The 24,849-nt window shown below is 67.1% G+C and carries 25 protein-coding genes, 1 tRNA gene and 1 CRISPR repeat array; of the genes, 15 read left to right on the forward strand and 11 right to left on the reverse strand.

Annotated features, from left to right (window positions below; all coding sequences use genetic code 11):
* The first annotated feature begins 2 nt into the window (after positions 1-2).
* Positions 3-1,535, forward strand: coding sequence for an acyl-CoA mutase large subunit family protein (locus ACZ48Y_RS03605; RefSeq protein ID WP_464742245.1), 1,533 nt, complete (start codon positions 3-5; stop codon positions 1,533-1,535).
* 178 nt (positions 1,536-1,713) lie between these two features.
* A CRISPR array of direct repeats spans positions 1,714-4,141; the repeat unit is 30 nt; unit sequence GTTCCCAACGTTCCTTCTGGGATTTGAAAC.
* A 45-nt stretch (positions 4,142-4,186) separates the two neighbouring features.
* Here the strand turns inward: ACZ48Y_RS03605 and ACZ48Y_RS03610 are convergent.
* On the reverse strand, positions 4,187-4,684 hold the full coding sequence (locus ACZ48Y_RS03610; protein ID WP_464742247.1) for a hypothetical protein: 498 nt from the start codon (positions 4,682-4,684) through the stop codon (positions 4,187-4,189).
* A gap of 18 nt (positions 4,685-4,702) precedes the next feature.
* Between ACZ48Y_RS03610 and ACZ48Y_RS03615 the strand changes: the two genes are divergently transcribed.
* The 7 genes from ACZ48Y_RS03615 (at position 4,703) to ACZ48Y_RS03645 (ending at position 10,233) form a co-directional block, all read left to right on the forward strand.
* Positions 4,703-5,083 (forward strand): nuclear transport factor 2 family protein, encoded by a 381-nt coding sequence (locus ACZ48Y_RS03615; RefSeq protein WP_464742249.1) that lies wholly within the window; start codon positions 4,703-4,705, stop codon positions 5,081-5,083.
* Between the two features lie 144 nt (positions 5,084-5,227).
* Positions 5,228-5,749 carry a hypothetical protein gene (locus tag ACZ48Y_RS03620; protein ID WP_464742251.1) on the forward strand — a complete coding sequence of 174 codons (522 nt, stop codon included), beginning with the start codon at positions 5,228-5,230 and terminating at the stop codon, positions 5,747-5,749.
* A gap of 94 nt (positions 5,750-5,843) precedes the next feature.
* Positions 5,844-7,238 carry a class II fumarate hydratase gene (locus tag ACZ48Y_RS03625; protein WP_464742253.1) on the forward strand — a complete coding sequence of 465 codons (1,395 nt, stop codon included), beginning with the start codon at positions 5,844-5,846 and terminating at the stop codon, positions 7,236-7,238.
* 82 nt (positions 7,239-7,320) lie between these two features.
* On the forward strand, positions 7,321-7,950 hold the full coding sequence (locus ACZ48Y_RS03630; protein ID WP_464742255.1) for a superoxide dismutase: 630 nt from the start codon (positions 7,321-7,323) through the stop codon (positions 7,948-7,950).
* A 44-nt stretch (positions 7,951-7,994) separates the two neighbouring features.
* Entirely contained in the window at positions 7,995-9,041 is a 1,047-nt protein-coding gene (locus tag ACZ48Y_RS03635; protein WP_464742257.1) for an SLC13 family permease, read from the forward strand.
* Between the two features lie 46 nt (positions 9,042-9,087).
* Positions 9,088-9,164: transfer RNA gene (locus ACZ48Y_RS03640), tRNA-Lys, on the forward strand.
* A gap of 19 nt (positions 9,165-9,183) precedes the next feature.
* Positions 9,184-10,233, forward strand: a complete 1,050-nt coding sequence (locus ACZ48Y_RS03645) for a DUF815 domain-containing protein (RefSeq protein ID WP_464742259.1) — start codon at positions 9,184-9,186, stop codon at positions 10,231-10,233.
* Here the strand turns inward: ACZ48Y_RS03645 and ACZ48Y_RS03650 are convergent.
* Positions 10,224-11,873, reverse strand: coding sequence for a CTP synthase (locus tag ACZ48Y_RS03650; RefSeq protein ID WP_464742261.1), 1,650 nt, complete (start codon positions 11,871-11,873; stop codon positions 10,224-10,226). The genes ACZ48Y_RS03645 and ACZ48Y_RS03650 overlap by 10 nt on opposite strands.
* 19 nt (positions 11,874-11,892) lie before the next feature.
* Positions 11,893-12,576: a YkgJ family cysteine cluster protein gene (locus ACZ48Y_RS03655; RefSeq protein WP_464742263.1), complete on the reverse strand. Its 684-nt coding sequence runs from the start codon at positions 12,574-12,576 to the stop codon at positions 11,893-11,895.
* A 20-nt stretch (positions 12,577-12,596) separates the two neighbouring features.
* Here ACZ48Y_RS03655 and ACZ48Y_RS03660 point away from each other — a divergent pair, with 20 nt between their 5' ends.
* Genes ACZ48Y_RS03660 through ACZ48Y_RS03675 form a run of 4 tightly spaced genes read left to right on the forward strand, consistent with a single transcriptional unit; the run spans position 12,597 to position 15,458 of the window.
* Positions 12,597-13,538 carry a ribose-phosphate diphosphokinase gene (locus ACZ48Y_RS03660; RefSeq protein ID WP_464742265.1) on the forward strand — a complete coding sequence of 314 codons (942 nt, stop codon included), beginning with the start codon at positions 12,597-12,599 and terminating at the stop codon, positions 13,536-13,538.
* 2 nt (positions 13,539-13,540) lie between these two features.
* Positions 13,541-14,209 carry an alpha/beta hydrolase gene (locus ACZ48Y_RS03665; protein WP_464742267.1) on the forward strand — a complete coding sequence of 223 codons (669 nt, stop codon included), beginning with the start codon at positions 13,541-13,543 and terminating at the stop codon, positions 14,207-14,209.
* The gene (locus ACZ48Y_RS03670) at positions 14,206-14,880 is read left to right on the forward strand and encodes an alpha/beta hydrolase (RefSeq protein WP_464742269.1); all 675 of its coding nucleotides are present in this window, start codon (positions 14,206-14,208) and stop codon (positions 14,878-14,880) included. Before ACZ48Y_RS03665 ends, ACZ48Y_RS03670 begins: the two co-directional genes overlap by 4 nt.
* Positions 14,877-15,458 (forward strand): DUF72 domain-containing protein, encoded by a 582-nt coding sequence (locus ACZ48Y_RS03675; RefSeq protein WP_464742271.1) that lies wholly within the window; start codon positions 14,877-14,879, stop codon positions 15,456-15,458. The genes ACZ48Y_RS03670 and ACZ48Y_RS03675 overlap by 4 nt, the downstream gene beginning before the upstream one ends.
* Here ACZ48Y_RS03675 and ACZ48Y_RS03680 read toward each other — a convergent pair.
* From ACZ48Y_RS03680 to ACZ48Y_RS03690, 3 genes are read right to left on the reverse strand one after another with little or no spacing between them, the layout of a single operon-like run.
* Positions 15,410-17,002 (reverse strand): DUF3048 domain-containing protein, encoded by a 1,593-nt coding sequence (locus tag ACZ48Y_RS03680; protein WP_464742273.1) that lies wholly within the window; start codon positions 17,000-17,002, stop codon positions 15,410-15,412. The genes ACZ48Y_RS03675 and ACZ48Y_RS03680 overlap by 49 nt on opposite strands.
* Positions 16,999-17,343 (reverse strand): ExbD/TolR family protein, encoded by a 345-nt coding sequence (locus ACZ48Y_RS03685; RefSeq protein WP_464742275.1) that lies wholly within the window; start codon positions 17,341-17,343, stop codon positions 16,999-17,001. Before ACZ48Y_RS03685 ends, ACZ48Y_RS03680 begins: the two co-directional genes overlap by 4 nt.
* Before the next feature lie 25 nt (positions 17,344-17,368).
* Positions 17,369-17,992 (reverse strand): MotA/TolQ/ExbB proton channel family protein, encoded by a 624-nt coding sequence (locus tag ACZ48Y_RS03690; RefSeq protein ID WP_464742277.1) that lies wholly within the window; start codon positions 17,990-17,992, stop codon positions 17,369-17,371.
* Positions 17,993-18,035: 43 nt separating this feature from the next.
* Here ACZ48Y_RS03690 and mqnE point away from each other — a divergent pair, with 43 nt between their 5' ends.
* A complete protein-coding gene (mqnE, locus tag ACZ48Y_RS03695; RefSeq protein WP_464742279.1) occupies positions 18,036-19,151 on the forward strand; it encodes an aminofutalosine synthase MqnE in 1,116 nt (371 codons plus the stop codon).
* A complete protein-coding gene (locus ACZ48Y_RS03700) occupies positions 19,148-19,921 on the forward strand; it encodes a menaquinone biosynthetic enzyme MqnA/MqnD family protein (RefSeq protein WP_464742281.1) in 774 nt (257 codons plus the stop codon). Before mqnE ends, ACZ48Y_RS03700 begins: the two co-directional genes overlap by 4 nt.
* Here ACZ48Y_RS03700 and ACZ48Y_RS03705 read toward each other — a convergent pair.
* Both ACZ48Y_RS03705 and hflX read right to left on the reverse strand, forming a co-directional pair.
* Entirely contained in the window at positions 19,902-20,708 is an 807-nt protein-coding gene (locus ACZ48Y_RS03705; RefSeq protein ID WP_464742283.1) for a TlpA family protein disulfide reductase, read from the reverse strand. The two genes, ACZ48Y_RS03700 and ACZ48Y_RS03705, sit on opposite strands and share 20 nt — an antisense overlap.
* Before the next feature lie 34 nt (positions 20,709-20,742).
* Positions 20,743-22,383: a GTPase HflX gene (hflX, locus tag ACZ48Y_RS03710; protein WP_464742808.1), complete on the reverse strand. Its 1,641-nt coding sequence runs from the start codon at positions 22,381-22,383 to the stop codon at positions 20,743-20,745.
* Between the two features lie 75 nt (positions 22,384-22,458).
* Here hflX and ACZ48Y_RS03715 point away from each other — a divergent pair, with 75 nt between their 5' ends.
* Positions 22,459-22,956 carry a YdcF family protein gene (locus tag ACZ48Y_RS03715; protein WP_464742285.1) on the forward strand — a complete coding sequence of 166 codons (498 nt, stop codon included), beginning with the start codon at positions 22,459-22,461 and terminating at the stop codon, positions 22,954-22,956.
* Here the strand turns inward: ACZ48Y_RS03715 and ACZ48Y_RS03720 are convergent.
* The 3 genes from ACZ48Y_RS03720 to ACZ48Y_RS03730 are packed head-to-tail and all read right to left on the reverse strand — an operon-like array spanning position 22,953 to position 24,833.
* Complete coding sequence (locus ACZ48Y_RS03720) at positions 22,953-23,387, reverse strand: DivIVA domain-containing protein (RefSeq protein ID WP_464742287.1); 435 nt, start codon at positions 23,385-23,387, stop codon at positions 22,953-22,955. The two genes, ACZ48Y_RS03715 and ACZ48Y_RS03720, sit on opposite strands and share 4 nt — an antisense overlap.
* Complete coding sequence (locus ACZ48Y_RS03725; RefSeq protein ID WP_464742289.1) at positions 23,377-24,012, reverse strand: YggS family pyridoxal phosphate-dependent enzyme; 636 nt, start codon at positions 24,010-24,012, stop codon at positions 23,377-23,379. The genes ACZ48Y_RS03720 and ACZ48Y_RS03725 overlap by 11 nt, the downstream gene beginning before the upstream one ends.
* On the reverse strand, positions 24,012-24,833 hold the full coding sequence (locus tag ACZ48Y_RS03730; protein ID WP_464742291.1) for a purine-nucleoside phosphorylase: 822 nt from the start codon (positions 24,831-24,833) through the stop codon (positions 24,012-24,014). The genes ACZ48Y_RS03725 and ACZ48Y_RS03730 overlap by 1 nt, the downstream gene beginning before the upstream one ends.
* Positions 24,834-24,849: the final 16 nt, after the last annotated feature.

The raw sequence follows: 24,849 nt of genomic DNA on the forward strand, positions 1-24,849 counted from the left end.
CGATGGAAGGCCTCTTCGAGACCCTTCCCGAGGACTACCGCGAAAAGCTGGGCCGGCCCGGCGAATACCCCTTCACCCGCGGCATCTATCCACGGATGTACCTGGACCGCCTCTGGACGATGCGCCAGTACGCCGGCTTTGGCAGCGCCGAGGAGACCAACGCCCGCTTTCGCTTTCTCCTGAGCCAGGGGCAGACCGGGCTCAGCGTGGCCTTCGACCTGCCCACCCAGCTGGGGCTGGATCCCGATCACCCGCTGGCGGTCGGCGAAGTGGGCCGGGTGGGGGTCTCGATCGCCACCCTCGACGACATGCGACGCCTCTTTGAAGGCATCCCCCTGGACAAGGTCACGACCAGCATGACGATCAACGCTCCGGCGATGATGCTGCTGGCGATGTACCTGCTGGTCGCCGAGGAACAGGGGGTGGCCTGGGACAAGGTCGGGGGCACGATCCAAAACGACATCTTGAAGGAATACATCGCCCGCGGCACCTACATCTACCCGCCGAAGCCCTCGATGCGCCTGGTCACCGACGTCTTCGAGTTCGCCAGCCAGCACGTCCCGCGCTGGAACACGATCTCGATCTCCGGCTACCACATCCGCGAGGCCGGGGCGAGTGCCGCCCAGGAGATCGGCTTCACCCTGGCCAACGCCAAGGCCTACGTCCGCGCGGCGCTCGAACGGGGGCTCGAGCTCGACCGCTTCGCCCCCCGGCTCTCCTTCTTCTTCGCCGCCCACAACGACATCTTCGAGGAGGCGGCGAAGTTCCGCGCCGCCCGGCGGCTCTGGGCCCGGATCATGCGCGAGGAGTTTGGCGCCAAGAACAAGAAGGCCTGGATGCTCCGCTTCCACACCCAGACCGGGGGCTCGACCCTCACCGCCCAGCAGCCCTTGAACAACATTGTCCGCGTCGCCTACCAAGCGCTGGCGGCGGTCCTCGGCGGTACCCAGAGCCTGCACACCAACGCCTACGACGAGGCCCTTGGCCTGCCCACCGAGCAAAGCGCCCTGATCGCGCTGAGGACCCAGCAGATCCTGGCCTATGAGTCCGGCGTCACCAGGGCGATCGACCCCGCCGGGGGCTCCTTTTACCTCGAGCACCTGACCGACGCCCTGGAGGCCGAGGCCGAAAACCTGATCCGCCAGATCGACGAGATGGGGGGCAGCGTCGCTGCGGTCGAGGCGGGCTTTATTCAAAAGGAGATCGAGGAATCGGCCTGGCGCTTCCAGCGCGAGGTCGAGGAGAAGACGCGCATCATCGTCGGCGTCAACGCCTTCACCGTGGATGAGGAGCCCGAGGTCCCGGTGCAGAAGATCGACCCGAACCTCGAGCGACGCCGTGTCGAGGAGGTCCGGCGCTACCGGCAAAACCGCGACCAGGCGGCGACCGAACGCGTCCTCTTGGCCCTGAAGGAGGCCGCAAGAGGGCGTGAAAACCTCTTTCCCTTCGTTCTCGACGCCTTCCGCGCCAGGGCCACTCTGGGCGAGGTCGCGGGGGCCCTGCGCGAGGTCTTCGGGGAATACCAACCCACATGAACCCCCAAGCGCGCTTACGTCGACCCCCAATCGGTCAAAAACCCCGGGGGGTCGACGCAAGATGTGCTAAGCTGTAGACGCAGGCCCCAAGGGCCTTGCTGGGCACACCTGTGACCCAGCGCGCTCTTTGACAGCTCGGGATGACATTCACATTCTCGATGCTTACGCTATTTTATGGGTTCCCAACGTTCCTTCTGGGATTTGAAACGCCGCCCGCTCCGGGCGGCCCCTGCTCATGGTCGGGCCGGTTCCCAACGTTCCTTCTGGGATTTGAAACGCTGAACCAGGCGAAGAACTCCCGGGCCGGGCCGGAGTTCCCAACGTTCCTTCTGGGATTTGAAACGACCCAACCAGGTCCGAGGGAAGGCCCGGATCATCCGGGTTCCCAACGTTCCTTCTGGGATTTGAAACATCCTCAGCCTGGTGGAGCCCCAGGACATCCTGGGGCTCGTTCCCAACGTTCCTTCTGGGATTTGAAACTGCAACCCCTCGATAAAACTTCTGACTTGTTCCGGGGTGTTCCCAACGTTCCTTCTGGGATTTGAAACAGGGCATGCCTCCTAAGATGCGGCACCGTCAGGGTGACCAGTTCCCAACGTTCCTTCTGGGATTTGAAACTCCTTCGAGCTGGCTAGGGTCTTCAAAGTATGAACCCGTTCCCAACGTTCCTTCTGGGATTTGAAACCATGTTTCGCCCCGGGGGCCGTAAATCGGTGAGACCGTTCCCAACGTTCCTTCTGGGATTTGAAACTCGCTTTTGGGGCTAGGCTAAACCCTACTTGTCTATATGTTCCCAACGTTCCTTCTGGGATTTGAAACGAATTTAAATCGTTCATCATTTTCCAATATGTATAATCAGTTCCCAACGTTCCTTCTGGGATTTGAAACCAGGTTTAAACGATATCTCGTCTATATAAGGCCTAATCAGTTCCCAACGTTCCTTCTGGGATTTGAAACGTGACCAGCTCGGGGCCGATCGGGGCTACCTCGGCCTCGTTCCCAACGTTCCTTCTGGGATTTGAAACAACAGGGCTTCGACTTCAATGCCTACAACTATCGGTGTTCCCAACGTTCCTTCTGGGATTTGAAACTTCCCCATCTTTACGTACAAGTCCAAAACCACATCATCAGGTTCCCAACGTTCCTTCTGGGATTTGAAACGCCGGGGAAAGTCATCCCCGGCATCGGGGTCGTCGGCCGTTCCCAACGTTCCTTCTGGGATTTGAAACTACGCGGCGCGGATCGCTGCCTCGGCCTCGGCTGGTCCGGTTCCCAACGTTCCTTCTGGGATTTGAAACCCTTCCCGGAGGCGGACGCCGAGGTCCATGAAGAGCCGCGTTCCCAACGTTCCTTCTGGGATTTGAAACTTTCACCTCCGCCTTTGCTATAACTTTCATCACCTAAATGGTTCCCAACGTTCCTTCTGGGATTTGAAACGCCGTCGACACGAACCTGCGGGTTCGTGTCCAGAAGGAGTTCCCAACGTTCCTTCTGGGATTTGAAACTGAGGCGATCGTTGATTGCCCTGAAGTCTTTCTTTTCTAGTTCCCAACGTTCCTTCTGGGATTTGAAACACCGGGAACAAGTCGTCAATGAAAATGGAATCGCCACAGTTCCCAACGTTCCTTCTGGGATTTGAAACCGGTTCGTGGTACTCCAGAGCCTTGCCGAGCACGATCAGGTTCCCAACGTTCCTTCTGGGATTTGAAACGCGCATCTCTTCGGCGGAAACCTTCCCCTTCGCGCGGAGTTCCCAACGTTCCTTCTGGGATTTGAAACGGCGTTTCAGCCGTTGGCTCCTCGCTCATGAGCGGGTCTAGTTCCCAACGTTCCTTCTGGGATTTGAAACTGCTCCGATAGCAGCCTTTGACATAAGCCATGGTGTCCAGTTCCCAACGTTCCTTCTGGGATTTGAAACCAATGAGACACCATCGTTGTAGATGTAGGCATTCTTTCCGCGTTCCCAACGTTCCTTCTGGGATTTGAAACGCCAGAATCAAAGCCAGAGGCGCGGATAGATTAAGCACGTTCCCAACGTTCCTTCTGGGATTTGAAACGGAATATCGTCCATGAACGAAGACAGGATGTAGGTTCCCTGGTTCCCAACGTTCCTTCTGGGATTTGAAACCTCCCTGATCTTAAAGAATTCTTTACTGGTCATTTTCTACGTTCCCAACGTTCCTTCTGGGATTTGAAACTTGCCTCCGGTAAAGGCCCTGTAGACGCCATACGCACCTGTTCCCAACGTTCCTTCTGGGATTTGAAACCCACCCTTTCGGATGGCAAATTTGAACCTGATGCCGTTCCCAACGTTCCTTCTGGGATTTGAAACCTCCGCACCTCGCAGAAGAAGCGGAGAAGGTCTCGGTCGTTCCCAACGTTCCTTCTGCGATTTGAAACGCTGGGTTCGTGCCCTATTTCGAGCGCCTGCGCGAGGCTGTTCCCAACGTTCCTTCTGGGATTTGAAACGTCCAACGAAGCACGGCGCCGCCCAAAGCCTTCAAAAAGTTCCCAACGTTCCTTCTGGGATTTGAAACGTTGGCGCGGAGGTACGGCCTGCCGGTTCGGGGGTCTGGGTTCCCAACGTTCCTTCTGGGATCTACTTAAAAGCCCCCGAACATCGTTCGGGGGCTTTTTGTGTTGGAGTACCGCTACAAACGACGCGGTCTCATGAACCAACCGAAAACAAGCGCAAAAAGAGTATAGGCCAAAAGGAGCCACTTGAGGAACGTCAGGTAGGCCGCGAGGGTGGCCAGCGCTTCCCCAGGGTGCTTCATGAACGCGAGCACCAACAGGTCCTCCCCGATGTCCGCGAGGGCCGCGATCAGTGGCCAGCGGGCGTACGCCGGGCTGTGGTAAAGGTAATAAAGCCAGCCGGTGAGCCAGGGGCCATAAAGCAGGGCAAAAAGAACGTCGGCTTCCAAAAACAGGGCGTAGAGCCTTTGGCCCTCCTCCCCCAACGCGCCCAGGTAGCCGGCGAGGCGGCGGGCGTCGTAGCCCAAGGCCCAGAAGTCTGGGGGTGGCCCCGCCAGACGCACCAAGGCGGGGATGAAGAGCGCAAAGAACACGAGGAGGAAGACCCCCACCAAAACCCCCATCCCGTAGCGCACCAGGGGATGGGCGAGAACGCGATAGACCCGGGCCTCCACGGCCCTAGAATAAGGGGCATGGAAAAGGAGATCTGGGAAACCCTGCACCGACACCTCTCGGCGATCTACGCCGGGGACTGGGAGATCTACGACCAAACCACGAGCGACGACGTCAGCGTCTACGAGTGGTTCGTCACCCCGCACCGGATCGAGGGCAAGAGCTTTCACGCCTTCATGCTCGAGCACGACTGGGCCGGCACCGGCAAGGACTGGCGCTACGACCTGCTGGACCCCAGGCTCGACGTCTACGGCACGGTGGCGGTGGCCAGCTACACGCTCTTGCTCTCGATCGCCCACGAAGACGAGATCGAGCACCGCACGGTAAACGAGACCCGGGTGCTGGTGAAATTTCCCGACGGCTGGAAGGTGGTCCACGTGCACAAGAGCCCGGGGGAGTAAGGAATACCCGCGAGCATAAGGGGCGCAGTTTGCGCCCCAAATCCTTTTGCCACCGACGCGCGAGAACTGGTCTACCTGAAAAGGGCCATATACCCCTTGCATTTACGAATATGGTGCACGATGATAAGCATGAAAGGAGGGGCGATGAAGCGTCGATTGAGTGCGTTGTTGGTGGGGGTGTTGGCGATCGGGCTTTTGGTGGTGGGCGCCGAGGCGGTGCGCGACATCTATCACGGCTCGACGGAGGAGCGGCTGGACGCGCTGGCCGCGATCCAGCCGGGGCTCGGTACGGTCATGATTGAATACGGCAACCGCTTCACCAACACCTACTACGCGGCCAAGGGGGGGAACTGGGGCCTCGCCCAGTACATGCTGAAGGAGGCCACCGAGATCCAGGAGGTCGGGGAAATCACCCGTCCAGCCAACGCGGGGCTGTTGAAGAACTTCGAGCACAGCTACCTCGACCCGCTGGAGAAGGCCATCGAGGCCCAGGACTGGAACGCCTTCGAGGCCACGTTCAAGGCGGCGGTCGCCGGATGCAACGGCTGCCACGCGGCCACCGGGCATCCCTACGTGCGCTACGTTTTGCCGCCCCAGCCCGTGGAGAACTACCTGGACTACAACCTGAAGACCGCACCCAAGGTCAACCCGGAGGAAGGCGAATAAGCCGCGCGCCGTCTATGGGAAGGGGGCAGCCGCCCCCTTTTCTCGGGACAAGTCGCCTTTTTCGAGGCCCTAAAATACGCCTGGAGGTGGAAGGATGAAGTACCGGATCGAACGGGACTCCCTGGGCGAACTCAAGGTCCCGGCCGACGCGTATTACGGCGCGCAGACCCAGCGGGCGGTGGAGAACTTCCCGATTAGCGGGCTGCGCTTTCCCCGAACCTTTATCAAGGCGCTGGGGGCGATCAAGCACGCCGCCGCGGAGACCAACCTCGAGCTCGGCCTCCTCGACGAAACCCGCGCCAAGGCGATCATGCAGGCGGCGGAGGAGGTGATCGAGGGCAAGCTCGACGACCAGTTCGTCGTGGACATCTTCCAGACCGGTTCCGGCACCTCCACCAACATGAACGCCAACGAGGTCATCGCCGGGCGGGCCAACGAGATCCTCACCGGCAAGCGCGGCGGCAAGGAACCGGTCCACCCCAACGACCACGTGAACAAGGGCCAGTCCTCCAACGACACCATTCCCACCGCGATCCACGTTTCGGCGGCGCTCGAGCTCCACGAGGTTCTCTTCCCAGCGCTCCGCCATCTGCGCGACGCCCTGGCGGAAAAGGCCGAGGCCTGGGACGAGATCGTCAAGATCGGCCGCACCCACCTGATGGACGCGACCCCCATCCGGTTGGGCCAGGAGGCCAGCGGCTGGGCGCGGCAGGTCGAGCTCTCGATCGAGCGGCTGGAGTCGGTCCTCCCACGGCTCTACGAACTCGCCCAGGGAGGCACCGCGGTGGGCACGGGGATCAACACCCACCCGGACTTCGGCAAGCTGGTCGCGGAAAAGCTCGCCAAGCGTTTCGGCCTGCCCTTCCGCGAGGCGGCGAACCACTTCGAGGCTCAGCACTCCAAGGACGCCGCCACCGAGCTCGCCGGACAGCTGGCCACGGTTGCCACCAGCCTGATCAAGGTGGCCAACGACATTCGCTGGTTGAACTCCGGCCCCCGCTGTGGCCTAGCGGAGATCCAGCTTCCAGCGGTGCAACCGGGCTCCTCGATCATGCCGGGTAAGGTCAACCCGGTGATGAACGAGGCGCTGATGATGGTCGCCGCCCAGGTCATCGGCAACGCGACCACGGTCCAGGTCTCGAACACCCACGGCAACCTGGACCTCAACGTGATGATGCCGGTGATCGCCAAGAACCTCCTGGAGTCCATCCGCTGGCTGGGCAACGCCACCCGGGTCTTCACCGACAAGGCGGTCAAAGGCATGAAGGCCAACAAGGAAAAGGCCGAGAGCTACGTCGAGTGGTCGCTGGCCATGGTCACCGCGCTGGTCCCGGTGATCGGCTACGACAAGGCCGCCGAACTGGCCAAGAAGGCCATGGCCGAGAACAAGACGATCCGCCAGCTGCTGCTCGAGGAACAGGTCCTCCCCGAGGAGGAGATCAACCGCATCCTCGATCCGTGGAAGATGACCGAACCCGGGATTCCCTAGCGGGCCTTCCGGGTTTATGCGCCGGGGCACATTGTCCGCCGTGCCCCGGCCCTTATATTGAGTGTCGGAGGTGAAGGAAGTTATGCCGTATCCGTTCAAACTGCCCGAACTGCCGTATCCCTACGACGCGCTCGAGCCCCACATCGACGCCCGCACCATGGAGATCCACCACACCAAGCACCATGGGGGCTACGTCAACAACCTCAACGCCGCGCTTGAGAAGTACGCGTACCTGCACCGCTACGAGGCCGAGGACCTCTTGAAGAACCTCGCCGCCCTGCCCGAGGACATCCAGACCGCGGTACGCAACAACGGCGGCGGCCACCTGAACCACAGCCTCTTCTGGGAGGTGATCGCCCCCGGCGGCAGCCAGACCCCGAGCGGGAAGCTGGCCGAGGCGATCAACGAGACCTTCGGCTCCTTCGAGAACTTCAAGGACGTCTTCTCCAAGGCGGCGGCCACCCGCTTCGGCTCCGGCTGGGCCTGGCTTGCGCTGGACGCCTTCGGTAAGCTCCACGTCTTTTCCACCCCGAACCAGGACAACCCGGTGATGCAGGGCTTTACCCCGGTCCTGGGCCTTGACGTCTGGGAGCACGCCTACTACCTCAAGTACCAAAACCGCCGCCCGGAGTACATCCAGGCCTTCTGGAACGTCGTCAACTTCGACGTCGCCGGGAAGAAGTACGAAGAAGCCCTGGCCAAGCTCGGCTAGGCTTAGCGCGAACCGTCCGCACCCCCACGCGGTAGACTCGCCGCGTGGGGCGCGCCTTTCTACGCGAGGGGTTCTTGTGGCTGGCGTTGGTCGGCGTGCTGGTCACGACGCCCCTGAGGGGGACCTGGCCCCACTTTTCCGCCGACGAGCTCGAGGTCCTCTACCTCCTTTGGCTGCTTTTCGCCTCGGTAAAGGCCATCGAACGAAGCGGACACCTCCGAGCGCTGGCGGCCTGGCTCGAGCGCGGTCGGGCGCTGGGCCCCAAGCTCGTGCTCGGCACCTTCGGGTTCGCAGCCTTCGTCACCAACGACGTGGCCCTACTGGCCGCCCTTCCCCTGGTCCTCGCCCTCCGGGTCCGGCGGGCCGAGCTTGCCGTGTTGCTCGTGCTCGCAGCCAACGCCGGTAGCGCGCTCACTCCCCTTGGCAACCCGCAGAACCTCTACCTCTTCTGGTTTTACGAACCCAGCCTAGGGGCGTTCGTGCAGGCCATCCTTCCGCTGGGGGCGGTCTTCTTCGTGCTCCTCGGCTTGGCCGCCTGGCGGCTCGGCCCACCCCAGGGGCCCGCGCCCGGACGTGTCCGGACCACGGGAGGGCTCGGCGTTCGCTTGCTTGCGCTGGCCGTCGTGGTCGGAGCCGTGCTCAGGGTTTTGCCGCTGCCCGCCACCCTTTTGGCCCTGGGGCTGCTCCTTCTCGCCGACCGGGCCGCCTTCCTAAAGGTGGACTATGGCCTTTTGCTAACGTTTGCGGCCTTCTTTCTCTTCGTCGACAACCTCGAAGCGCTGCTACCCCTTGCCTTCGCAAGGCGCGCCTCGATCTTCGCCCTGGCGGTGGCCCTCTCCCAGGGCCTTTCCAACGTCCCCACCGCGGTCCTGCTGGCCCCGTTCACCGAAGACTGGCGGGCGCTGCTATGGGGCGTGAACGTCGGGGGCTTCGGCACCCCGATCGCCTCGATGGCCAACCTCATCGCGATTCGCATCTTCCTCCAGAACGCAGGGAGTGCCGAACGCCGGCGATTCCTATGGGGATACGTCCTCGGCGAAGCCCTGGCCCTGGCCCTCGGGATCGCGCTCTTTTTCCTCGTCGCGCCTTGACGGATGCGCCCGGCGGGGCTAAAGTAGGTCTTGGCCGCGAGGCCGTGGGCCCTTAGCTCAATTTGGTAGAGCAACCGACTCTTAATCGGTGGGTTGCAGGTTCGAGTCCTGCAGGGCCCACCACTTTTTTATGATAGGGCGCGTGAGCCGCCTGTTTCCCCTTCCCCGCTACCTCGACCCTCCGGATCCCGAGGCCCTGGCCGTGGAGGCCGACCTGCCCCGCGGCGAGCCCTGGGGCTGGGCCTTTGCCCGGGCGCTCTTCGCTTCACCGCTGGCGGAGAAGGCGGGCCCCTGGCCCGCCGGGCTTTCGCGCCTCGTCGAGGAGGGGCTTTTGCGCCTCGTCGCCCGCTACCAAAAGACCCGGCGCACCTACCCCCTCGACGACCTTGGCGCTCGGCCGCCGCTGCCGGCGGAACTCGCTGCCCGGGAGGTGCTCGAGGCCCCGAGCGCCGAAGGCCTCTTTGCGCTCTATCGGGCCCACGGGTTCGCCCCGCTGGCGCTGCACCCGGCGTTTCGCTGGGACGCGAACCTTATCCCCGTTAAGGACCTCCCCCCGCCCGCGCCGCTCGTCGGCTATGCCCGGCAACGCGAGACGCTGAACGCCCTGGCGGACCGCTTCCACGAGGGCAAACCGGCCCCGCCCGCGCTGCTCTACGGCGCCCAGGGCACGGGCAAGTCCAGCACGGTGAAGGCGCTGCTTACCCCGGAACGCCCCCGGTTGCGCCTCGTCGAGGTCCGCCCGGAGGGGTTCTTCGCGCTGCCCCGGCTCGTCGAGCGCCTCGCGCGTGCCCCCCAGCGGGTGATCCTCTTTTTCGACGACCTCAGCTTCGACCAGGACGACGCCAGCTACCGCACCGCCAAGAGCCTGCTCGAAGGCGCGCTGTTGCGCTGGCCGGAGAACGTCTGGATGATCGCCACCAGCAACCAACGCAACCTGCTGCGCGACGACTGGCGCCGCCGCGAGGCGCCGGACGCCTTCGACCAGACCCAGGAGGCCCGCTCCCTGGCGGACCGCTTCGGCTTCGTCCTGACCTTTCCACCCTTTGACCAGGCGCGCTACCTGGAAGCGGTGGCGGCCCACCTGGGCCGCCCCCTGGACGAGGCCACCCGGGAGGCGGCGCTGCGCTTTGCCGCCGAGGGCCGGGGGTTTTCCGGCCGCACCGCGCGACACTTCGCGCTGGCCTACGCCTGATCGCCAGCGAGCAGCCGGGTCTTTCGCCGCTGGGCCAGCGCCGCCTCGATGAAGGCGGCAAAGGGCGGGCTCGGCCGCATCGGCCGGCTCTTGAACTCGGGGTGCGACTGCACCGCCAAGAAGAAGGGGTGATCGGGGAGCTCGATCGCCTCCACCAGGCCCTCGCCACGGCCCTCGAGGCCTGGGGTCACCCCGGAGATCACGAGTCCTGCAGCCTCCAACTGCCCGACGTAGGCCGGGTTGACCTCGTAGCGGTGGCGGTGCCGCTCGAAGACCAGCTCCCGCCCTCCGTAGACCCGGGAGAGCAGGGTGCCGGGCTTGATCTTCATCGGCCAGTCACCGAGCCGCATCGTGCCGCCCTTGCCCTCGACCTCGAGCTGCTCGGGCATCAGGTCGATGACCGGGTGAGGGGTGTAGGGGTCGAACTCGGTGGAGTTGGCCCGCTCCAGCCCCGCGACGTAGCGAGCGAACTCGATGACCGCGACCTGCATCCCCAGGCAGATGCCGAGGTAGGGGATCTTCCGCTCCCGGGCATACCGCGCGGCCTTGATCTTGCCCTCGATGCCCCGCACGCCGAACCCGCCGGGGACCAGGATCCCATCCACGCCCGAAAAGGCGCGATCGAGGTCGGCCTCGCTCTCCAGGGTCTCCACGTCCACCCAAACGATCTCCACCGCGGCCTTGTTCTTCAACCCGCCGTGGCGCAGCGCCTCCAAGAGCGAGAGGTAGGCGTCGGGCATCTTCACGTACTTCCCGGCCACGGCGATGCGCACCCGGTGCTCGGGGGCCTTGAGCACCTCGACCGCCTCGCGCCAAACGCCGAGGTTGGGAATCACCGGGTCCAAGCCGAAGTAGCGCTCGACCCGGCGGCCCAGCCCCTGCTCCTCGAGAATCAGCGGCACCTGGTAGAGGAAGTCCACGTCGTAGCTGGAAAAGACCGACTCCGGCGCGACGTTGGTAAAGAGCGCGACCTTCTTCTTGACCTCCTCGGGCACCTCGCGCTCGGAACGCAAGACGATCACGTCGGGCTGAATGCCCACCGAGCGGAGCATCGCCACCGAGTGCTGGGTGGGCTTGGTCTTGAACTCCTCCGAGGTCCTTAGATAGGGCACCAGGGTCAGATGCAGGTAGAGGGTGTTCGCCTCGCCCTCGTCGAAGCGCATTTGCCGGATGGCCTCCAAGAAGGGCAGGCTCTCGATGTCCCCGACCGTGCCCCCGACCTCGACGATCACGATCTCCGCGTCCTGCGCCTCTCCAACGAGGCGGATGCGGGCCTTGATCTCATCGGTGATGTGGGGGATGACCTGCACGGTCTGGGAAAGGTAGTCGCCGCGCCGCTCCTTTTGAATCACCGAAAGGTAGACCTGACCGGTGGTGACGTTGTTGATCCGGGCCAGGTCACGGTCCAAAAAGCGCTCGTAATGGCCGATGTCGAGGTCGGTCTCGGCGCCGTCGGCGGTGACGAAGACCTCGCCGTGTTCGTAGGGGCGCATCGTGCCCGCGTCCAGGTTGACGTAAGGGTCGATCTTCAGCGCGGTCACCCGGTAGCCCCGCCCCCGGAGGATGGCGCCCAGCGAGCTGGTCACGATCCCCTTGCCCAGGCTGCTGACGACCCCGCCGGTAACGAAAATGTAGCGCATCCGCAAAACCTCCGGGGCTTCAGTCTACCAGCTCCACCCCGTGGGCCCCGCCAGCGAAGGGCTTGCCGGCAAGCCAGCGGCGCACCGCCGCCGAGCCTCGTTGGGCCGCCGACCGAAACCCGGCATTCCCGGCGATCCAGATCAGGATCGAAAGCTCGCCGACCAGGGTAAAGCCCCGCGTTCGGACCTCGTCCCGAAGCAGGCGGGAAAAGGCCCGGTGGCTGGCCTCCAGGGGCCGCCGCAGGTAGTGCTCGGGGCCGTGGCGCGCGGGGTCCAATCGGGCTTGGTAGCGGGCCCGCGCCTTGCCCTTGAGCGCGGGGACCACCCCGGGCTCGCAGTAGCCGGGATCGAGGTCGGTCAGCACCCCCCGGCAGGCCAGGGGACGCGCTTCGTAGACCGCGCAGCGCCCTTCCTGAAGGAGGGGGCAGGGCCGGCGGGCGAGGAAGTGCCGCGTCGGCCAAGCGGGGTCGTCGCGGTGCGGGCCGAGCAGGCGCGCGCGGCGCCGGCCTTCGGCCTCCACGCGGCGCAAGAGGTTCGGCGGGGCCGCGCTCCGAATCGCCTCGGCCTCGCCGAGCGTGGCCTCGACCCAGGCGTAGCAGCAGGCGAAACAGCCGGGAGCACAGCTCGGTCGCCAACCTTCGCGCGCAAGCAGGCCAAAAAGCACGCGATCAAAGCGCAGGTGGGCGCGGCGGACCGGATCCACCGTGCTATCCTAGCGCCGGAATGGACCGACCGCTCAAGATCTTTTCCGGCTCCTCCAACCGCCCCCTGGCCGAAGCGATCGCCCATGCCCTGGGCCTGCCGCTGGGCCGCAGCACGACGCTCAGGTTCGCCAACGACAACCTCTTCGTGCGCTACGAGGAGTCGCTGCGCGAGTCCGACGTCTTCATCGTGCAGTCGCTGGTGCCACCGGTGCAGGACCACCTCTTCGAACTCCTGATGATGATCGACGCCGCCAAGGGGGCCAGCGCCCACCGGGTCACCGCGGTCATTCCCTACTTCTCCTATGCCCGGAGCGACAAGAAGGACGAGCCGCGCATCTCCATCACCGCCCGGCTGATCGCGGACCTGATCGAGACCGCGGGGGCGGACCGGGTCCTGACGATGACCCTGCACTCGCCCCAGGTGCACGGCTTCTTCAAGATCCCCCTGGACCACCTCTCGGCGATGCCGGTAATCGCCAACCACTTCGCCACCCGGCTCGACGAGCTCGAGGACGCGGTGGTCGTGGCCACCGACGCCGGGGGCTTGAAGCGCGCCAGTCAGGTCGCCAAGCAGCTCAACCTGCCCCTGGCCTTCATCGAAAAGGAACGCCTCTCCGACCGCGAGGTCCGGGCCCGGAGCCTGGTCGGCGACGTACGCGACCGGATCGCCCTGATCGTCGATGACGAGATCTCCACCGCGGGCTCGCTGGTGAAGGCCGCGGAGACGGTGCTCGAGGCCGGGGCGCGGGAGGTCCGGGCCGCCGCGGCCCACGGGGTCTACGTCGGGCCGGCGCTGGAGCGCATCCAGGCCTCGCCGATCCACGAGGTCGCGGCAACCGACACCTGCCCCCCGCCCCAGCCCCTCCCGTCCAAGCTCTCGGTCCTCCCGGTGGGCCCGCTCTTCGCCGAGGCCATCCTGCGCATCCACCAGGGCGAGTCGGTCTCGGAGCTCTTCCGGTAGGCGTGCACACCGAACCGCTCCTCCCAGACGGGCCGCCGCGGGGGCTTTTGGTCTTCCTCCACGGCTACGCGAGCACGCCGGAGTACGTGCGGGCGGTGGCGGGGCCGCTTGTACGCGCGGGCTTCCTGGTCCTCACCCCTGAGGCCCCGGACCACGGCGTTCGGGCGCGGCCCGAGGGTTTTCCGACCGAGGATCCGGCTGCCCTCAGCCAGCACGCCCGCGAGGTGGTGGCGGCCTGGATCGAGGAGCTGCCCCCGGCGTTGGCACGCTGGCAAGCCGAACACGGCCTGCCCCTCTACGCGGCCGGCTTCTCCATGGGGGCCTACGTCTGGCACGAACTGATCAGCCGCGAGCTGGCCAGGCCGGTGGCCGCCGCCCTCTTCGGCCTGGGAGCGATCCCCAACGTCGCCGCCCCCGAGGGGGTCCCCCTGCCCCTCGACCGGGCCTCGGCCTACCCGCCGACCCCGATCTTGCAGATCCACGGCGAGGACGATCCGATCGTGCCGCTCGCCCTGATCGAGCGCACGATTGTCAGGCTCAGACCCGCCTACGCCGATCACCCCGGGCGGCTGGGGCGCTTGATCGTGGCCGGGATCGGCCACGAGCTCACCACGCCCATGGTCGCCGCGGCCGCGGGCTGGCTTTTGAGTTGGGAGCCGGAGGCGCGATGACCCGGGAGGTCCTCCAGATCGAAGGCGTCCCGGTCCTCCGCGTGGGGCCAGCGCGCCCCCGCGGCGTGGTGCTCTTCTTTCACGGCGCCGGCGGCGACAAGTCGCGCACCGCGGCCCTCGCCCGCCCCCTCCACGCGGCCGGGCTGTTGAGCCTGCACCCCGATGCCCTGCACCACGGGGACCGCTCGCAAGGCGCGGACGTCTTCAAGGACAAAGCCCTCATCGCCGAGGCCCAGATGGCCTCGGTCCGGGAGGCCCCGGCCCTCCTCGGCTGGATGCGGCGGGCCTACCCCGACCTCCCCCACTTCCTCCTGGGGGCCAGCATGGGAGGCTACGTGGTGCACGCCCTCCTCGCCGAGGGCGTGGAGGCGGCCGCGGCCGCGGTCCTCATGGGCGCGGGCCGGCCTCCGGAGTGGATGCGCCCCTACCTGCCGCCGGACTTCGTCCCCGCCATCGCTACCCCCGAACGCTACGGGAGGACCCCGCTCTTGCACGTGCACGGCACCGACGACCCGGTGGTCCCCCTCCAGGCGGCGCGGGCCAGCGTGGAGGCGGTGCGGGCGCGGTTTGCCCCGGGCCGGCTGGCGCTGGCCGAGCTTCCCGGCGTGGGGCACGTCCCGAAGCCGGAGATGATCTACCTGAGCTTGGGGTGGTTCTTGCGATGGGCTTGAAGGTAGGCACCGTCGGCTACCGCCACCTCTTCCCCGAGCTCCCGCCCTCGGCCCGCTTTCGTCGCTACGCCGAGCGTTTCGAGACCGTCGAGCTGACCTCGACCTACCAGCGCATCCCCACCAAGGACCTCGTCCGGCGCTGGCGGCGCATGGCCCCGCCGGGGTTTTGCTTTAGCCTCCAGGCCCCGCGCCACCTCAGCTACCGGGTCAGCGGGGACGAGCGTCGGACGCTACGAAAGTTCCTGCGCCGCCACCGGCTTCTCCAAGAGGCCCGGGGCGGGGTGCGCTTTCGCCTCCCCGAAGACCTGGATCCCGAGGCCTTTGGCGAGTGGCTTTTGATGCTCAAGGCGCTCGAGCTCCCCGGCCACTACGCCTTCGACGGCCCGCCCGCGCTCGAGGCCCTGGCCCTCGAGGCCGGCTTCGCCGCAGTGCGCCTGGCCCAAGGGCCCTTTTACTACCTGCACAACCCCAAGGCGCTGCCCGAGGGCGAAGGCTACGCCTACTTCGACCGCCTTGAGGACGCGCTCCGCTACTCGAGCCGGGCCCAGGGCGGCACGAAGAGCCACCAGACCCGATAGGGCGCGAGGTCCAGCGATCGCCCCTCAGCGTCCTCGAGCAACAACCCCTCCCGCGCCAGGCGCCAGGTCACCGGCTGGTAATACCCGCGCAGGTAGAGCCCGCCCTTCCCCTGGGTCAGGTCGAGGTCGAGCCGGCCCTCGGCGTCCTTGACCCGGGCCTTGACGAAGAGCAAGACCACGGCGTCCACGCGCACCGGCGTGGTCTGGCCGTTGCGGTACCAGCGGTACGTGCCGTCCTCGTAGCGGAAGGCGCTTTGGTAGTCCCGGGCAAAGCGCACCGCGACCGCGGTCCCCTTGGGGAGCCCGGGGTCGGGAACGTAAGCCGCGCCCTTCTTCACCTCCACGCGGTCCAGACCCAAGCGGCCCAGCTCCCGGCGCAGCGCGCCCAGGTCCACATAGGTGTTGTGGGGCGGCCGGCGGGCGGGGTCGCGTCGGAAGTGGCGGGTGTCGTAGAGCCCGTCAAAGGTCACGTAGCCCGCCTCCTCGATCCGCTTTTGCGCCAGCGGGCTGCCGCCGACGTGCACCAGGATCGCGTCGAGGCGGTCGGCAAGGGTGAGGAAGTAGCGCCGGGCGCTGCGCACCGGGCCCACGCGCCCTCGCTCGTCCCCCCGGGTCTCGAGCAAGAGCCGGGTGACCCCGCCCTCGACCGGCACCTCGTAGACGCGGTAGGCGAGCTCGAGCCCGGTCTGAGGATAGGCCGCGGCCGCGTTGTCCACGCTCACCAGAAAGGGCGCGCGCAGGCGCAGGGTGTAGGCCTGGGCCCCGGGGCCCTTGGGCACGCTCGCCGTTTCCCCGGAGACTGGAGCCGGCGCGGGCGCCGGGTTCGGGGCCACCGGCGCGGGCACCGGGGCCGGCGCGGCGAGGGGTGGGGCCTTGGGGAGCGAGGGGCCCGGGGGCGTCGGCGTCGCTGCCTCCTCCGCCGACGGCAAAGGAGCCGGCGGCGTGCTCGCGGTCGGGCTCGCTCCCCCCTCCGGTCCCGCTGGGGCAGGCACCGCAGTCTCCACCGGCTCGGGGACGCTCGGCGCCGGGGGGATCTGCTCCAAAGGCGTCTTGGCGGCCGGGGCCGGCTGGGGCGCGGCGGGCTCGGGTTCCGGTGGCGGTGCCTTGGGCGCGGGGACCCTCGCCGGGGCCTCGGCCTTGGGAGGCTGTGGTGCGCTTGGCGCGGGGGCCTTCGCCGATGGCTCGGCCTTCGGAGGCCTGGGCGCGCTGGGGGCGGGGCCTTCGGCCACCGGCGGGGGCTTCGCGGCCGGCGTCGGCTTGAGGGCCTTCGGCCTGGGCTTGGGTTTCGGTTTGGGGCGTGGTGGGGCCTTCGGCGGCGGGGCAGCCTTGGCCTTCGGCAGCTTCGCCGCCGGGGCCGGGGGCTTGGGCGGCGTCTTGGGCCGCTTGCTGCCTTCGCCGAAGGCTACCACCAGATAGCCCCGGGGGGGCGCCTTTTGGGGCGCTTTTGGGGAGACCAGGATAAGAAAGAAGAGGGTGAGCAGCGCGGTCGAAAAGCCCGCGAGCAACAGCGCGCGGCGGCGGCGTTTGCGTTCGCTACGGCTCATGGCACGACGGCGATGGCCACCCGACTGGCCCCCGCCTCACGAATCACGTCCATCACCTCGACGACCCGGCCGTGGGCGACCTTGCTATCGGCCCGAAGGATGACCGTACGGTCCTGCTTCCCCTTTAACCGTGCGCGCAGGGTCGCGAGCAGGGCGGCGTCGCTGACCTTGCGGTTACCCAGGAAGACCTGGCCCCTGGCGTCGATCACCACCACTGGGACCCCGGAAGGGGCCTCCTGGCCGGTCTCCGCCCGGGGGAGCTCCACCGGCAGGCCGCGTTCGCTGGTGATGAAGGTCGAGGTGACCATGAAGAAGATCACCAGGAGGAAGACGATGTCCACGAACGGCGCCAGGTTGAGCGCCGGGCTAGTCCGCCTTCTTCGCGCCACGTTCCACCTCGGCAAGCACGCCGAGCAGCTCCTCCCGGCGTTGCTCGAGCTCCATCAGGATGTCGTCGACCCGACCGGAGAGGTACTGGTGGGCAAAGAGCGCGGGGATCCCCACCACCAGGCCGCCGGCGGTGGTGAAGAGCGCCTCCCCGATCCCCCCGGCCAGCGCCGCCGGGGTGGTCTGCCCGGCAACGGCCAGGACGTTGAAGGCCTGGATCATGCCGGTCACCGTTCCCAAAAGGCCGAAGAGCGGCGCGCTCTGGGCCACCAGGCCCACCGCCCCCAACCCCCTGGAGAGGCGGGTCTCCTCCTCCAAGAGGGCGGCCTTGAGCGCCGCATCCACCGCCGCGACGCCGTAGGGGACCCGGGGCAACCCGGCCATCAAAAACCGGCCGAGCGCGCCCCCGTGGGCCCGCGCCGCCTCCAGGGCCGCGGCCAGCTGACCCCGGCGCAGCGCGGCCTCGACCTCGCGCATCAGCCGCTCACCGCCGGCACGCTCCTTGCGCAGCGCCAAGAATCGCTCGAAGAAGATATAACTGGCGTAAAGCGCCAGCAAAAGGAGGACCAGCAAAATCCAGCCGCCCTGTTGGACCTTGAGCATGCTCCAAGCTTAAACGGTCTCGGTGAGAAGTAAGATAGGGCCGATGAACTGGATTCAAGACCCAAGGCTGCGACCGCTGGCCGAGAAGGTCCACGCCGGCGAGCGGCTGAGCTTTGAGGAGGGGCGCGTCCTCTACGAGACCTGGGACCTGCCCACCCTGATGCGCCTCGCGCACCACGTGCGCCAGCAAAAGCACGGCAGGAAGACCTACTTCGTCCACTCCCTGCGCTTTTCCCAAACCAACATCTGCTACGTGGGCTGCACCTTTTGCGCGTTTGCCCGCCGCTTCGGCGAGGAGGGCGCCTGGGACTACGACGTCGACGAGGCGATCGCGTGGATCCGCGCCCGCTATCAGCTGGGCATGACCGAGATCCACATCGCATCCGGACACCACCCCAAGCGTCCCCTCGACTACTACCTCAGCCTGGTCTCGGAGATCAAACGCCACTTCCCCGACCTTCAGGTCAAGGCCTTCACCGCGGCGGAGATCGTGCACATCGCCAAGGTCGCCAAGGCCACGACCCGTGAGGTGCTCGCCGCGCTCAAGGAGGCTGGACTGGTGGCCCTCCCGGGTGGGGGCGCGGAGATCTTCGCCGAGCGGGTGCGCCGCCAGATCGCGCGCAACAAGGTCGACGCCGAGGGCTGGCTCAGGGTGCATCGCGAGGCCCACGAGCTGGGCCTGGCTACCAACGCCACGATGCTCTACGGGCACATCGAGACCCTGGAGGAGCGGCTCGACCACATGGACCGCTTGCGCCGTCTTCAGGACGAGACCGGTGGCTTTTTGAGCTTCATCCCCCTCTCCTTCCAGCCCGACGGTAACCCGCTGGCCAAGGCGCTGGGCAAGACCGAGGCCGCGGACGCGGTGGACGACCTGAAAAACCTCGCGGTGGCCCGGATCTACCTGGACAACTTCCCCCACATCAAAGGCTACTGGGCGACGATCACCCCGGAGATCGCCCAGGTCTCCCTGGATTGGGGGGTCTCGGACATCGACGGCACCCTGGTCGAGGAGAAGATCGTGCACATGGCCGGGGCCCGGGCCCCCGAGGGGCTTTCCAAGCGGGCCCTGGTGCGCCTCATCCAGGAGGCCGGCTACCTCCCGGTCGAGCGCGACGCGCTCTACCACGAGCTCGCGGTGATCACCGAGGCCGCATGAGGCTCGGCCTTCCCCGCTACGCCAACGTCGCCCCCCTGGCCCGTCACTTACCGCCCACGTTCCAGCTGGTGCACGCGGTGCCCTCGGAGCTGAACCAAGCCCTGCTCGCCGGCGAGCTCGAGCTCTCCCTGGTCTCGTCGGCGTTCTACCTCGCCCACCGGGACGCGCTCGACCACCTGCCGGACTTCTCGGTGGCGGTGCTCGGGAGGGTGTATTCGGTCAACGTCTTCTCCAAAGCCCCCTTCGAGGCGCTCGAACGGGTCGCGGTGACCCGTGCCTCGGCCACCTCGGTGGCGCTCTTGCGCTGGATGCGCCCGGAGCTCGAGCTGGTGCCGGAGGATGGGGGCCTCGAGCTGCTCGAAGCCTACGACGGCGTGCTTTTGATCGGGGACGAGGCGCTCAAGGCCTACGCCGACGCCCTGGGCCCCTGGCCGGAGCCGATCGCCGACCTGCCCGAGGCCAAGGAGGGGCTCTTCGTCACCGACCTCGCCGCGCGCTGGTTCGCGCACACCCGCCTGCCCTTCGTCTTCGCCCTTTGGGCCTATCCCAAGCAACGTCCCCCCGACCCCGACGCGGTGCGGCTGCTGCGAGCCGCGCGCGAACAAGGGCTCAAGGCCCTAGGAGCGGTGGTCGCCGAGGAGGCGCGGCGGCTTTTGGTCCCCGAGGGCCTGATGCTGCGCTACCTTTGGAACTTTCGCTACCACCTCGAGGCCGCGGACCGGCTGGGCCTCGAGGCCTTCGCCGAGGCCCTCAGGGCGCGATCCGCTTGAGGTAGTCGGAAAGCGCCGCCCGCGATAGCTCACCCATGTGCCGGGCCACGGCCCGCCCCTCGGCGTCGAAGAAGACCGTGGTGGGCAGCGCGATGACCTTTAAACGGCGCAGCACCCGGCCCTCGCGGTCAAGGAGCACGTTGGGAAGGGCAAGCCCTTCGCGGGTCAGGAAGGCGCGCACCGTCTCGGCGTCTTCCTGGGCGTTGACGAAGGCGAAGCCGATTCCGGGATGGGCCTTTTGGGCTTCCAGTAGGAGCGGCATCTCCCGTCGACAGGGCGGGCACCAGCTGGCCCAGACGTTGATCACCACCGGCTTGCCCCGCCACGCCGAAAGGCTCACCATCCCCCCGTCGAGCGCGGGCAGCGCGAAGCCGGGGAGCTCGCCGGAAAGCTGCGCCTGGCGGAAGGAAAAGGCAAAGAGCAAGACTGCCACCACGCCTCCGGTAGCGGCGGCGATGAGCGCGTAGCGCAGCGCCCGCAGCCGGTCACGAAAGAACCAAAGCGTATAGAGCGCCCCGCCCAAGACCCCGAAGGCCGGGGAGAACCCCCCCTGCCAGAGGTAGAAGACCGCGAGCGGTTCCTGCGCATAGGCCCCGAGGTGGGTCAGGACGTACCCCAACCGGGCCGCAATCAACCCCCAAAAGGCCGCGTTCCAGGCCCAGGCGGAGAGCCGGGGCTCGTAGCGGCGGGCCAGGACCTCGGCGGCGAGCAACCCGCCCGCGAGGGCCAGCGCCACGTAGAGCCGCACCAGGGGGATGACGAAGGGGCCGAGCTTGATCGCTTCCACGCCCTGAGCCTAGCCTCAGGGGATGAAACCCGGGTTAGGCCCAGGCCGCGGGCTGGACGCCAGTGGCCAAGAGCGCCTCGCGCAACGCGGCCCTGAGCGTGTCCAGGCCCGCACCGGTGACCGCCGAGATCGGTACCCCGGCGTGGCGCTCCTGGGCGAGGGCGAGGTCGTAGGGATCGGCGCGATCCACCTTGTTCAGGGCCAGGACCTGGGGATGGGGCAGGCCGAGCTCCGAGAGCAGCCCCTCCACCGCCTCCTTGCGGGCCGAAAACCCATCCTCGGAGACGTCGAGCACGTGCAAGAGGAGATCGGCGTCGGCGAGCTCCTCGAGCGTGGCCCGAAACGCGGTCACCAAGGCCTCAGGCATCTCCCGGATGAAGCCCACGGTGTCCGCGAACAGCACCTCCCCCACCCCGGGCAAGAAGCCCTTGCGCACCAGGGGCTTCAAGGTGGCGAAGTACTTGTCTTCGCCGGCCTGACCCTTTTTGGCCAGGGCCCGGATCAGGGTGGTCTTACCGGCGTTGGTGTAGCCGACCACCGCGATCACCGGCACCCCCCGGCGCTTGCGGCCCTTGCGCGCCTCACGGCGCCGCCGGGCGATGCGCTCGATCTCGTGGGTGAGCTGGGTGATCCGCGCCTGCAGGCGGCGCCGGTCGACCTCGAGCTTGGTCTCCCCCGGACCCCGGGTCCCGATCCCGCCCCCGAGCCGGCTCATCGCCGCGCCACGGCCCACCAGACGGGGCAGGAGGTAGCGGAGCTGGGCGAGCTCGACCTGGGCCTTGGCCTCCGGGGTCTGGGCGTGGCGCGCGAAGAGGTCCAGGATCAGCTGGGTGCGGTCGAGGACCTTGAGCTGGGTGCGGGCGCTGATCGCTCCGGTCTGGGCCGGTGTGAGGTCCAGACCGAAGATCAGGGTCCCGGCGTTCTCGTGGTAGGCCAGCGAGGTCAGCTCCTCGAGCTTGCCCGGGCCCACCACGTAGCGGGGATCGGGATGGGGGCGGAAGACCAGCTCCTTGTGCACGACCACGCCTCCCGCGCTCCGGGCCAGCTCGGCCAGCTCGGAAAGCGCAAGCTCGGCATCCACGCCTTCTCCGCGGTCCACGCCGACCAGGATCACCCGTTCGCCAGCGCCGTCTTCGAGCGCCTGCAGGCGCGCCTGACGACCGAGCTCCTCCTCGAGCGCCGCGACCAGCCCCGCGAGGTCAAACTCAAGCCAGGCGTGCCAGGGAGCGGGGGCAAGGATACGCCAGTCCTCCTCCTCCGCGTGCGGGGGGACGAGGTGGGCCAGGGTCAGGTCGCCGGGAACGCCGTTTTGGACCTCGAGCGCCGCGATCGCGTCGAGCCGGTGCAAAAAGAGCTGGGAGAGGTCCGGCCGGGAAAGCCCCCCCTCACCGAGATGGGTGTGCAAAAGGTAGCGGCCGGAGAGCCGCGTCTCCACCTGCCGCCCCTCGGGAAAGCGCACCTCGCTCGCGTCCCCGACGACGACCTTTTGCACCCGACCGCGTCGGTCGAAGACCAGCGAGATCGGGCGCCAGGCTTCGGCGGAGAGCTCGGCGAGCCGGTGCGCGAGCTCCCGGGAGAGGGGACGCCCCTTAGGAAGACGGCGCCGGTAAAGGTTCGCCACCTGCTTGAGGAGGCTGGGTTTGAGGCCTTGGGTCCTGCCGTAAACCTTCTGAATCAACGATCACCCGCCGGCGGGCGTGGAATCGCAGATTTTCACCCTACCGGCAAGGATAGTTTAGCATAAACGCCGATGCGACGGCTCGTCTGGCTCCTGTTTTTGGGCACGCTGGCCCTGGCCGGCCGGGGCGCGGTGGTCCTCGGCGCGGCCCAGTACGACGGCCGCCCCTCGCCCATCTTCGCCGCCCGCTTGGAGCGCGCCCTGACGCTTTGGAAGACAGGGGCGGTGACGCGCATCCTGGTCACCGGCGGGCGCCGTCCCGGCGACCGCTTCAGCGAGGGCGAGGCCGGTTGCCGCTACCTGGCCCAAAGGGGGGTGCCGGAGGCGGCCCTGATCTGCGAGACCCAGAGCACCAGCACCTGGGAGAACCTCCTGGCCGCCAAACGGGTCTTTGGAACCGCCCCGATCGTCGTGGTCACCGACGCCCCGCACCTGGCAAGGGCCCTGCTCCTGGCCAAACGCCTCGGGCTCAACGCCTCCGGGTTCGCGGTTCAGGGGCGCTTTCCCCCGCGCTACGTCTGGCGCGAGCGCCTGCTCCTTCTCGCCGCGAAGCTAGGGTGGACCCACTAGCCGAGGCTCTTTAGGTAGCTCTCCAAGAGCCCTTTAAACTGCTCCTTGAAAAGGTCCCGTTTTTGCCTGAGCTCCTCGAGCTCCCGGCGCATCGCGCGGAGGTGCTCCATCGCCTCGCGCAGGATCTTTTCCTTGTCCGCTTCGGCCTCCGCACGGATGAGCTGGGCCTCGCGCTCGGCCTGACTCTTGACCTCGCGGGCGATCCGCTCCGCGGCGACCACCGCCCGCTTGAGCTCGGCCTCGTCCTGACGTAGGCGGTCGAGCTCCTGCTTGAGCTCCGCGATCTCCCTCCGGCTCGCCTCCAAGGCCTCCAAGAGCTGCCCCACGTAGTCCGCGACCTCCCCGAGGTAGGCCCGCACCTCTTCGGGATCGTAGCCCCGGACCCGGCGCTTGAACTCCTGATAGCGGATGTCCAGCGGGTTAAACTCCATCGAAGATCGCCCTCCCCAGCCTAACCCAGGTGGCCCCCTCCTGGATCGCGAGCTCGAAGTCCTCGCTCATGCCCATCGAGCGCTCGGGGAGGCCAAAGCGGTCAGCCAACCGCGAAAGCTCGGCGAAGACCCGCCTCAGGTCAGGCTCGCTGAGCCCCCTCGGGGCCACGGTCATCAAGCCCCGGACCTGCAAGCGGTCGAGCTCGGCGAGGCGGGCCAGGAAATCCCCCAGCGCCTCCGGGAGCACTCCGCGCTTTTGCGGCTCCCGCCCCACGTTCACCTCGACCAGCACCGGAACCGGATGCGCGGCCCGCCGCTGGATCACGCGGGCCGCCTTCTCGCTGTCCAGGGAGTGCACCAGGGCAAAACGCGGCATGTGCTTGGCCTTGTTGGACTGCAAGGGGCCGATGAAGTGCATCTCGGCGCGGGGGAGCACGGCCATCTTCTCCAAAGCCTCCTGCACCCGGGACTCCCCGAGGGGGACGGTTGGAACCTCCCCCAGCACCTGGCGGATCGCCTCCGGGCTCCGCCCCTTGGTCACCGCGACGAGCCGCACCTCGCTCGGGTCCCGGCCCGCACGCTGCGCGGCGCGGGCGATACGCTCGAGGACCTCCTCCAGGGCCATCAGACCCGGGCCAGGAAGGCCTTGACCAGCCGGCGGAAGACCGGGCCGGTGCGCTCGGCGGTGGCCAGGACCTCCTCTTCGGTGGCGTGGTGCTCGCGGTCCGGGATCGCCATGTCGGTGATCGTGGAGACCGCGACCACCCGCGCGCCCAGGTGGCGCAACGCGATGACCTCGGGCACCGTGCTCATGCCGATGGCGTCGGCCCCGAACCCGCGGAGCATGCGCAGTTCCGCCCGGGAGGCGAAGCTGGGCCCGCTGATCGCGACGTAGACCCCCTCCCGCAACCGGACGCGCTCGTCCATCGCGGCTTCGACGAACCGCGCCCTGAGCTCGGGGTCGTAGGCGTCGAACATCACCGGGAAACGGGGTCCGAGCCGGGGGTCGTTGGGGCCGCGCAAGGGGTTGTCGCCCATGAAGTTGATGTAGTCCTGATGGAGCATGATCTCCCCCGCGGAGAAGGCGGGGTTGAGCCCGCCCGCGGCCGAGGTCAGGAGGAAGGTCTTGGCTCCGAGAACGTAGCCGACCCGCACGGGATAGACCACCTCGGAGAGGGAATAGCCCTCGTAGTGGTGCACCCGGCCCTTGAAGACCACCACCCGTTTGCCCATGAGCTCGCCGAGGATCAGCTTGCCTTCGTGCCCCGGGGCGGTGGACCGGGGAAAGTGGGGCAGCTCGGCATAGGGGACCTCGAGGACCCGATCCACCTCGTCAGCCAGGGGGCCCAGCCCGGAGCCGAGGACGATGCCCAGCTCGGGGGTGAACGCGGTCCGCTCGCGGATCGCCGCGACGGTTTCCTGAAGCTTCTCGTAGACGCCTTTCACAGCTTTAGCTTACTCT

Source organism: Rhabdothermus arcticus (assembly GCF_055382915.1).

Excerpts from the sequence above, each read along its gene's own strand:
- ACZ48Y_RS03605 (WP_464742245.1), top strand. The coding sequence starts at position 3 with ATGGAAGGCCTCTTCGAGACCCTTCCCGAGGACTACCGCGAAAAGCTG.
- ACZ48Y_RS03615 (WP_464742249.1), top strand. The coding sequence starts at position 4,703 with ATGGAAAAGGAGATCTGGGAAACCCTGCACCGACACCTCTCGGCGATC.
- ACZ48Y_RS03620 (WP_464742251.1), top strand. The coding sequence starts at position 5,228 with ATGAAGCGTCGATTGAGTGCGTTGTTGGTGGGGGTGTTGGCGATCGGG.
- ACZ48Y_RS03625 (WP_464742253.1), top strand. The coding sequence starts at position 5,844 with ATGAAGTACCGGATCGAACGGGACTCCCTGGGCGAACTCAAGGTCCCG.
- ACZ48Y_RS03630 (WP_464742255.1), top strand. The coding sequence starts at position 7,321 with ATGCCGTATCCGTTCAAACTGCCCGAACTGCCGTATCCCTACGACGCG.
- ACZ48Y_RS03650 (WP_464742261.1), bottom strand. The coding sequence starts at position 11,873 with ATGCGCTACATTTTCGTTACCGGCGGGGTCGTCAGCAGCCTGGGCAAG.
- ACZ48Y_RS03660 (WP_464742265.1), top strand. The coding sequence starts at position 12,597 with ATGGACCGACCGCTCAAGATCTTTTCCGGCTCCTCCAACCGCCCCCTG.
- ACZ48Y_RS03670 (WP_464742269.1), top strand. The coding sequence starts at position 14,206 with ATGACCCGGGAGGTCCTCCAGATCGAAGGCGTCCCGGTCCTCCGCGTG.
- ACZ48Y_RS03680 (WP_464742273.1), bottom strand. The coding sequence starts at position 17,002 with ATGAGCCGTAGCGAACGCAAACGCCGCCGCCGCGCGCTGTTGCTCGCG.
- ACZ48Y_RS03690 (WP_464742277.1), bottom strand. The coding sequence starts at position 17,992 with ATGCTCAAGGTCCAACAGGGCGGCTGGATTTTGCTGGTCCTCCTTTTG.
- mqnE (WP_464742279.1), top strand. The coding sequence starts at position 18,036 with ATGAACTGGATTCAAGACCCAAGGCTGCGACCGCTGGCCGAGAAGGTC.
- ACZ48Y_RS03700 (WP_464742281.1), top strand. The coding sequence starts at position 19,148 with ATGAGGCTCGGCCTTCCCCGCTACGCCAACGTCGCCCCCCTGGCCCGT.
- ACZ48Y_RS03715 (WP_464742285.1), top strand. The coding sequence starts at position 22,459 with ATGCGACGGCTCGTCTGGCTCCTGTTTTTGGGCACGCTGGCCCTGGCC.
- ACZ48Y_RS03720 (WP_464742287.1), bottom strand. The coding sequence starts at position 23,387 with ATGGAGTTTAACCCGCTGGACATCCGCTATCAGGAGTTCAAGCGCCGG.
- ACZ48Y_RS03725 (WP_464742289.1), bottom strand. The coding sequence starts at position 24,012 with ATGGCCCTGGAGGAGGTCCTCGAGCGTATCGCCCGCGCCGCGCAGCGT.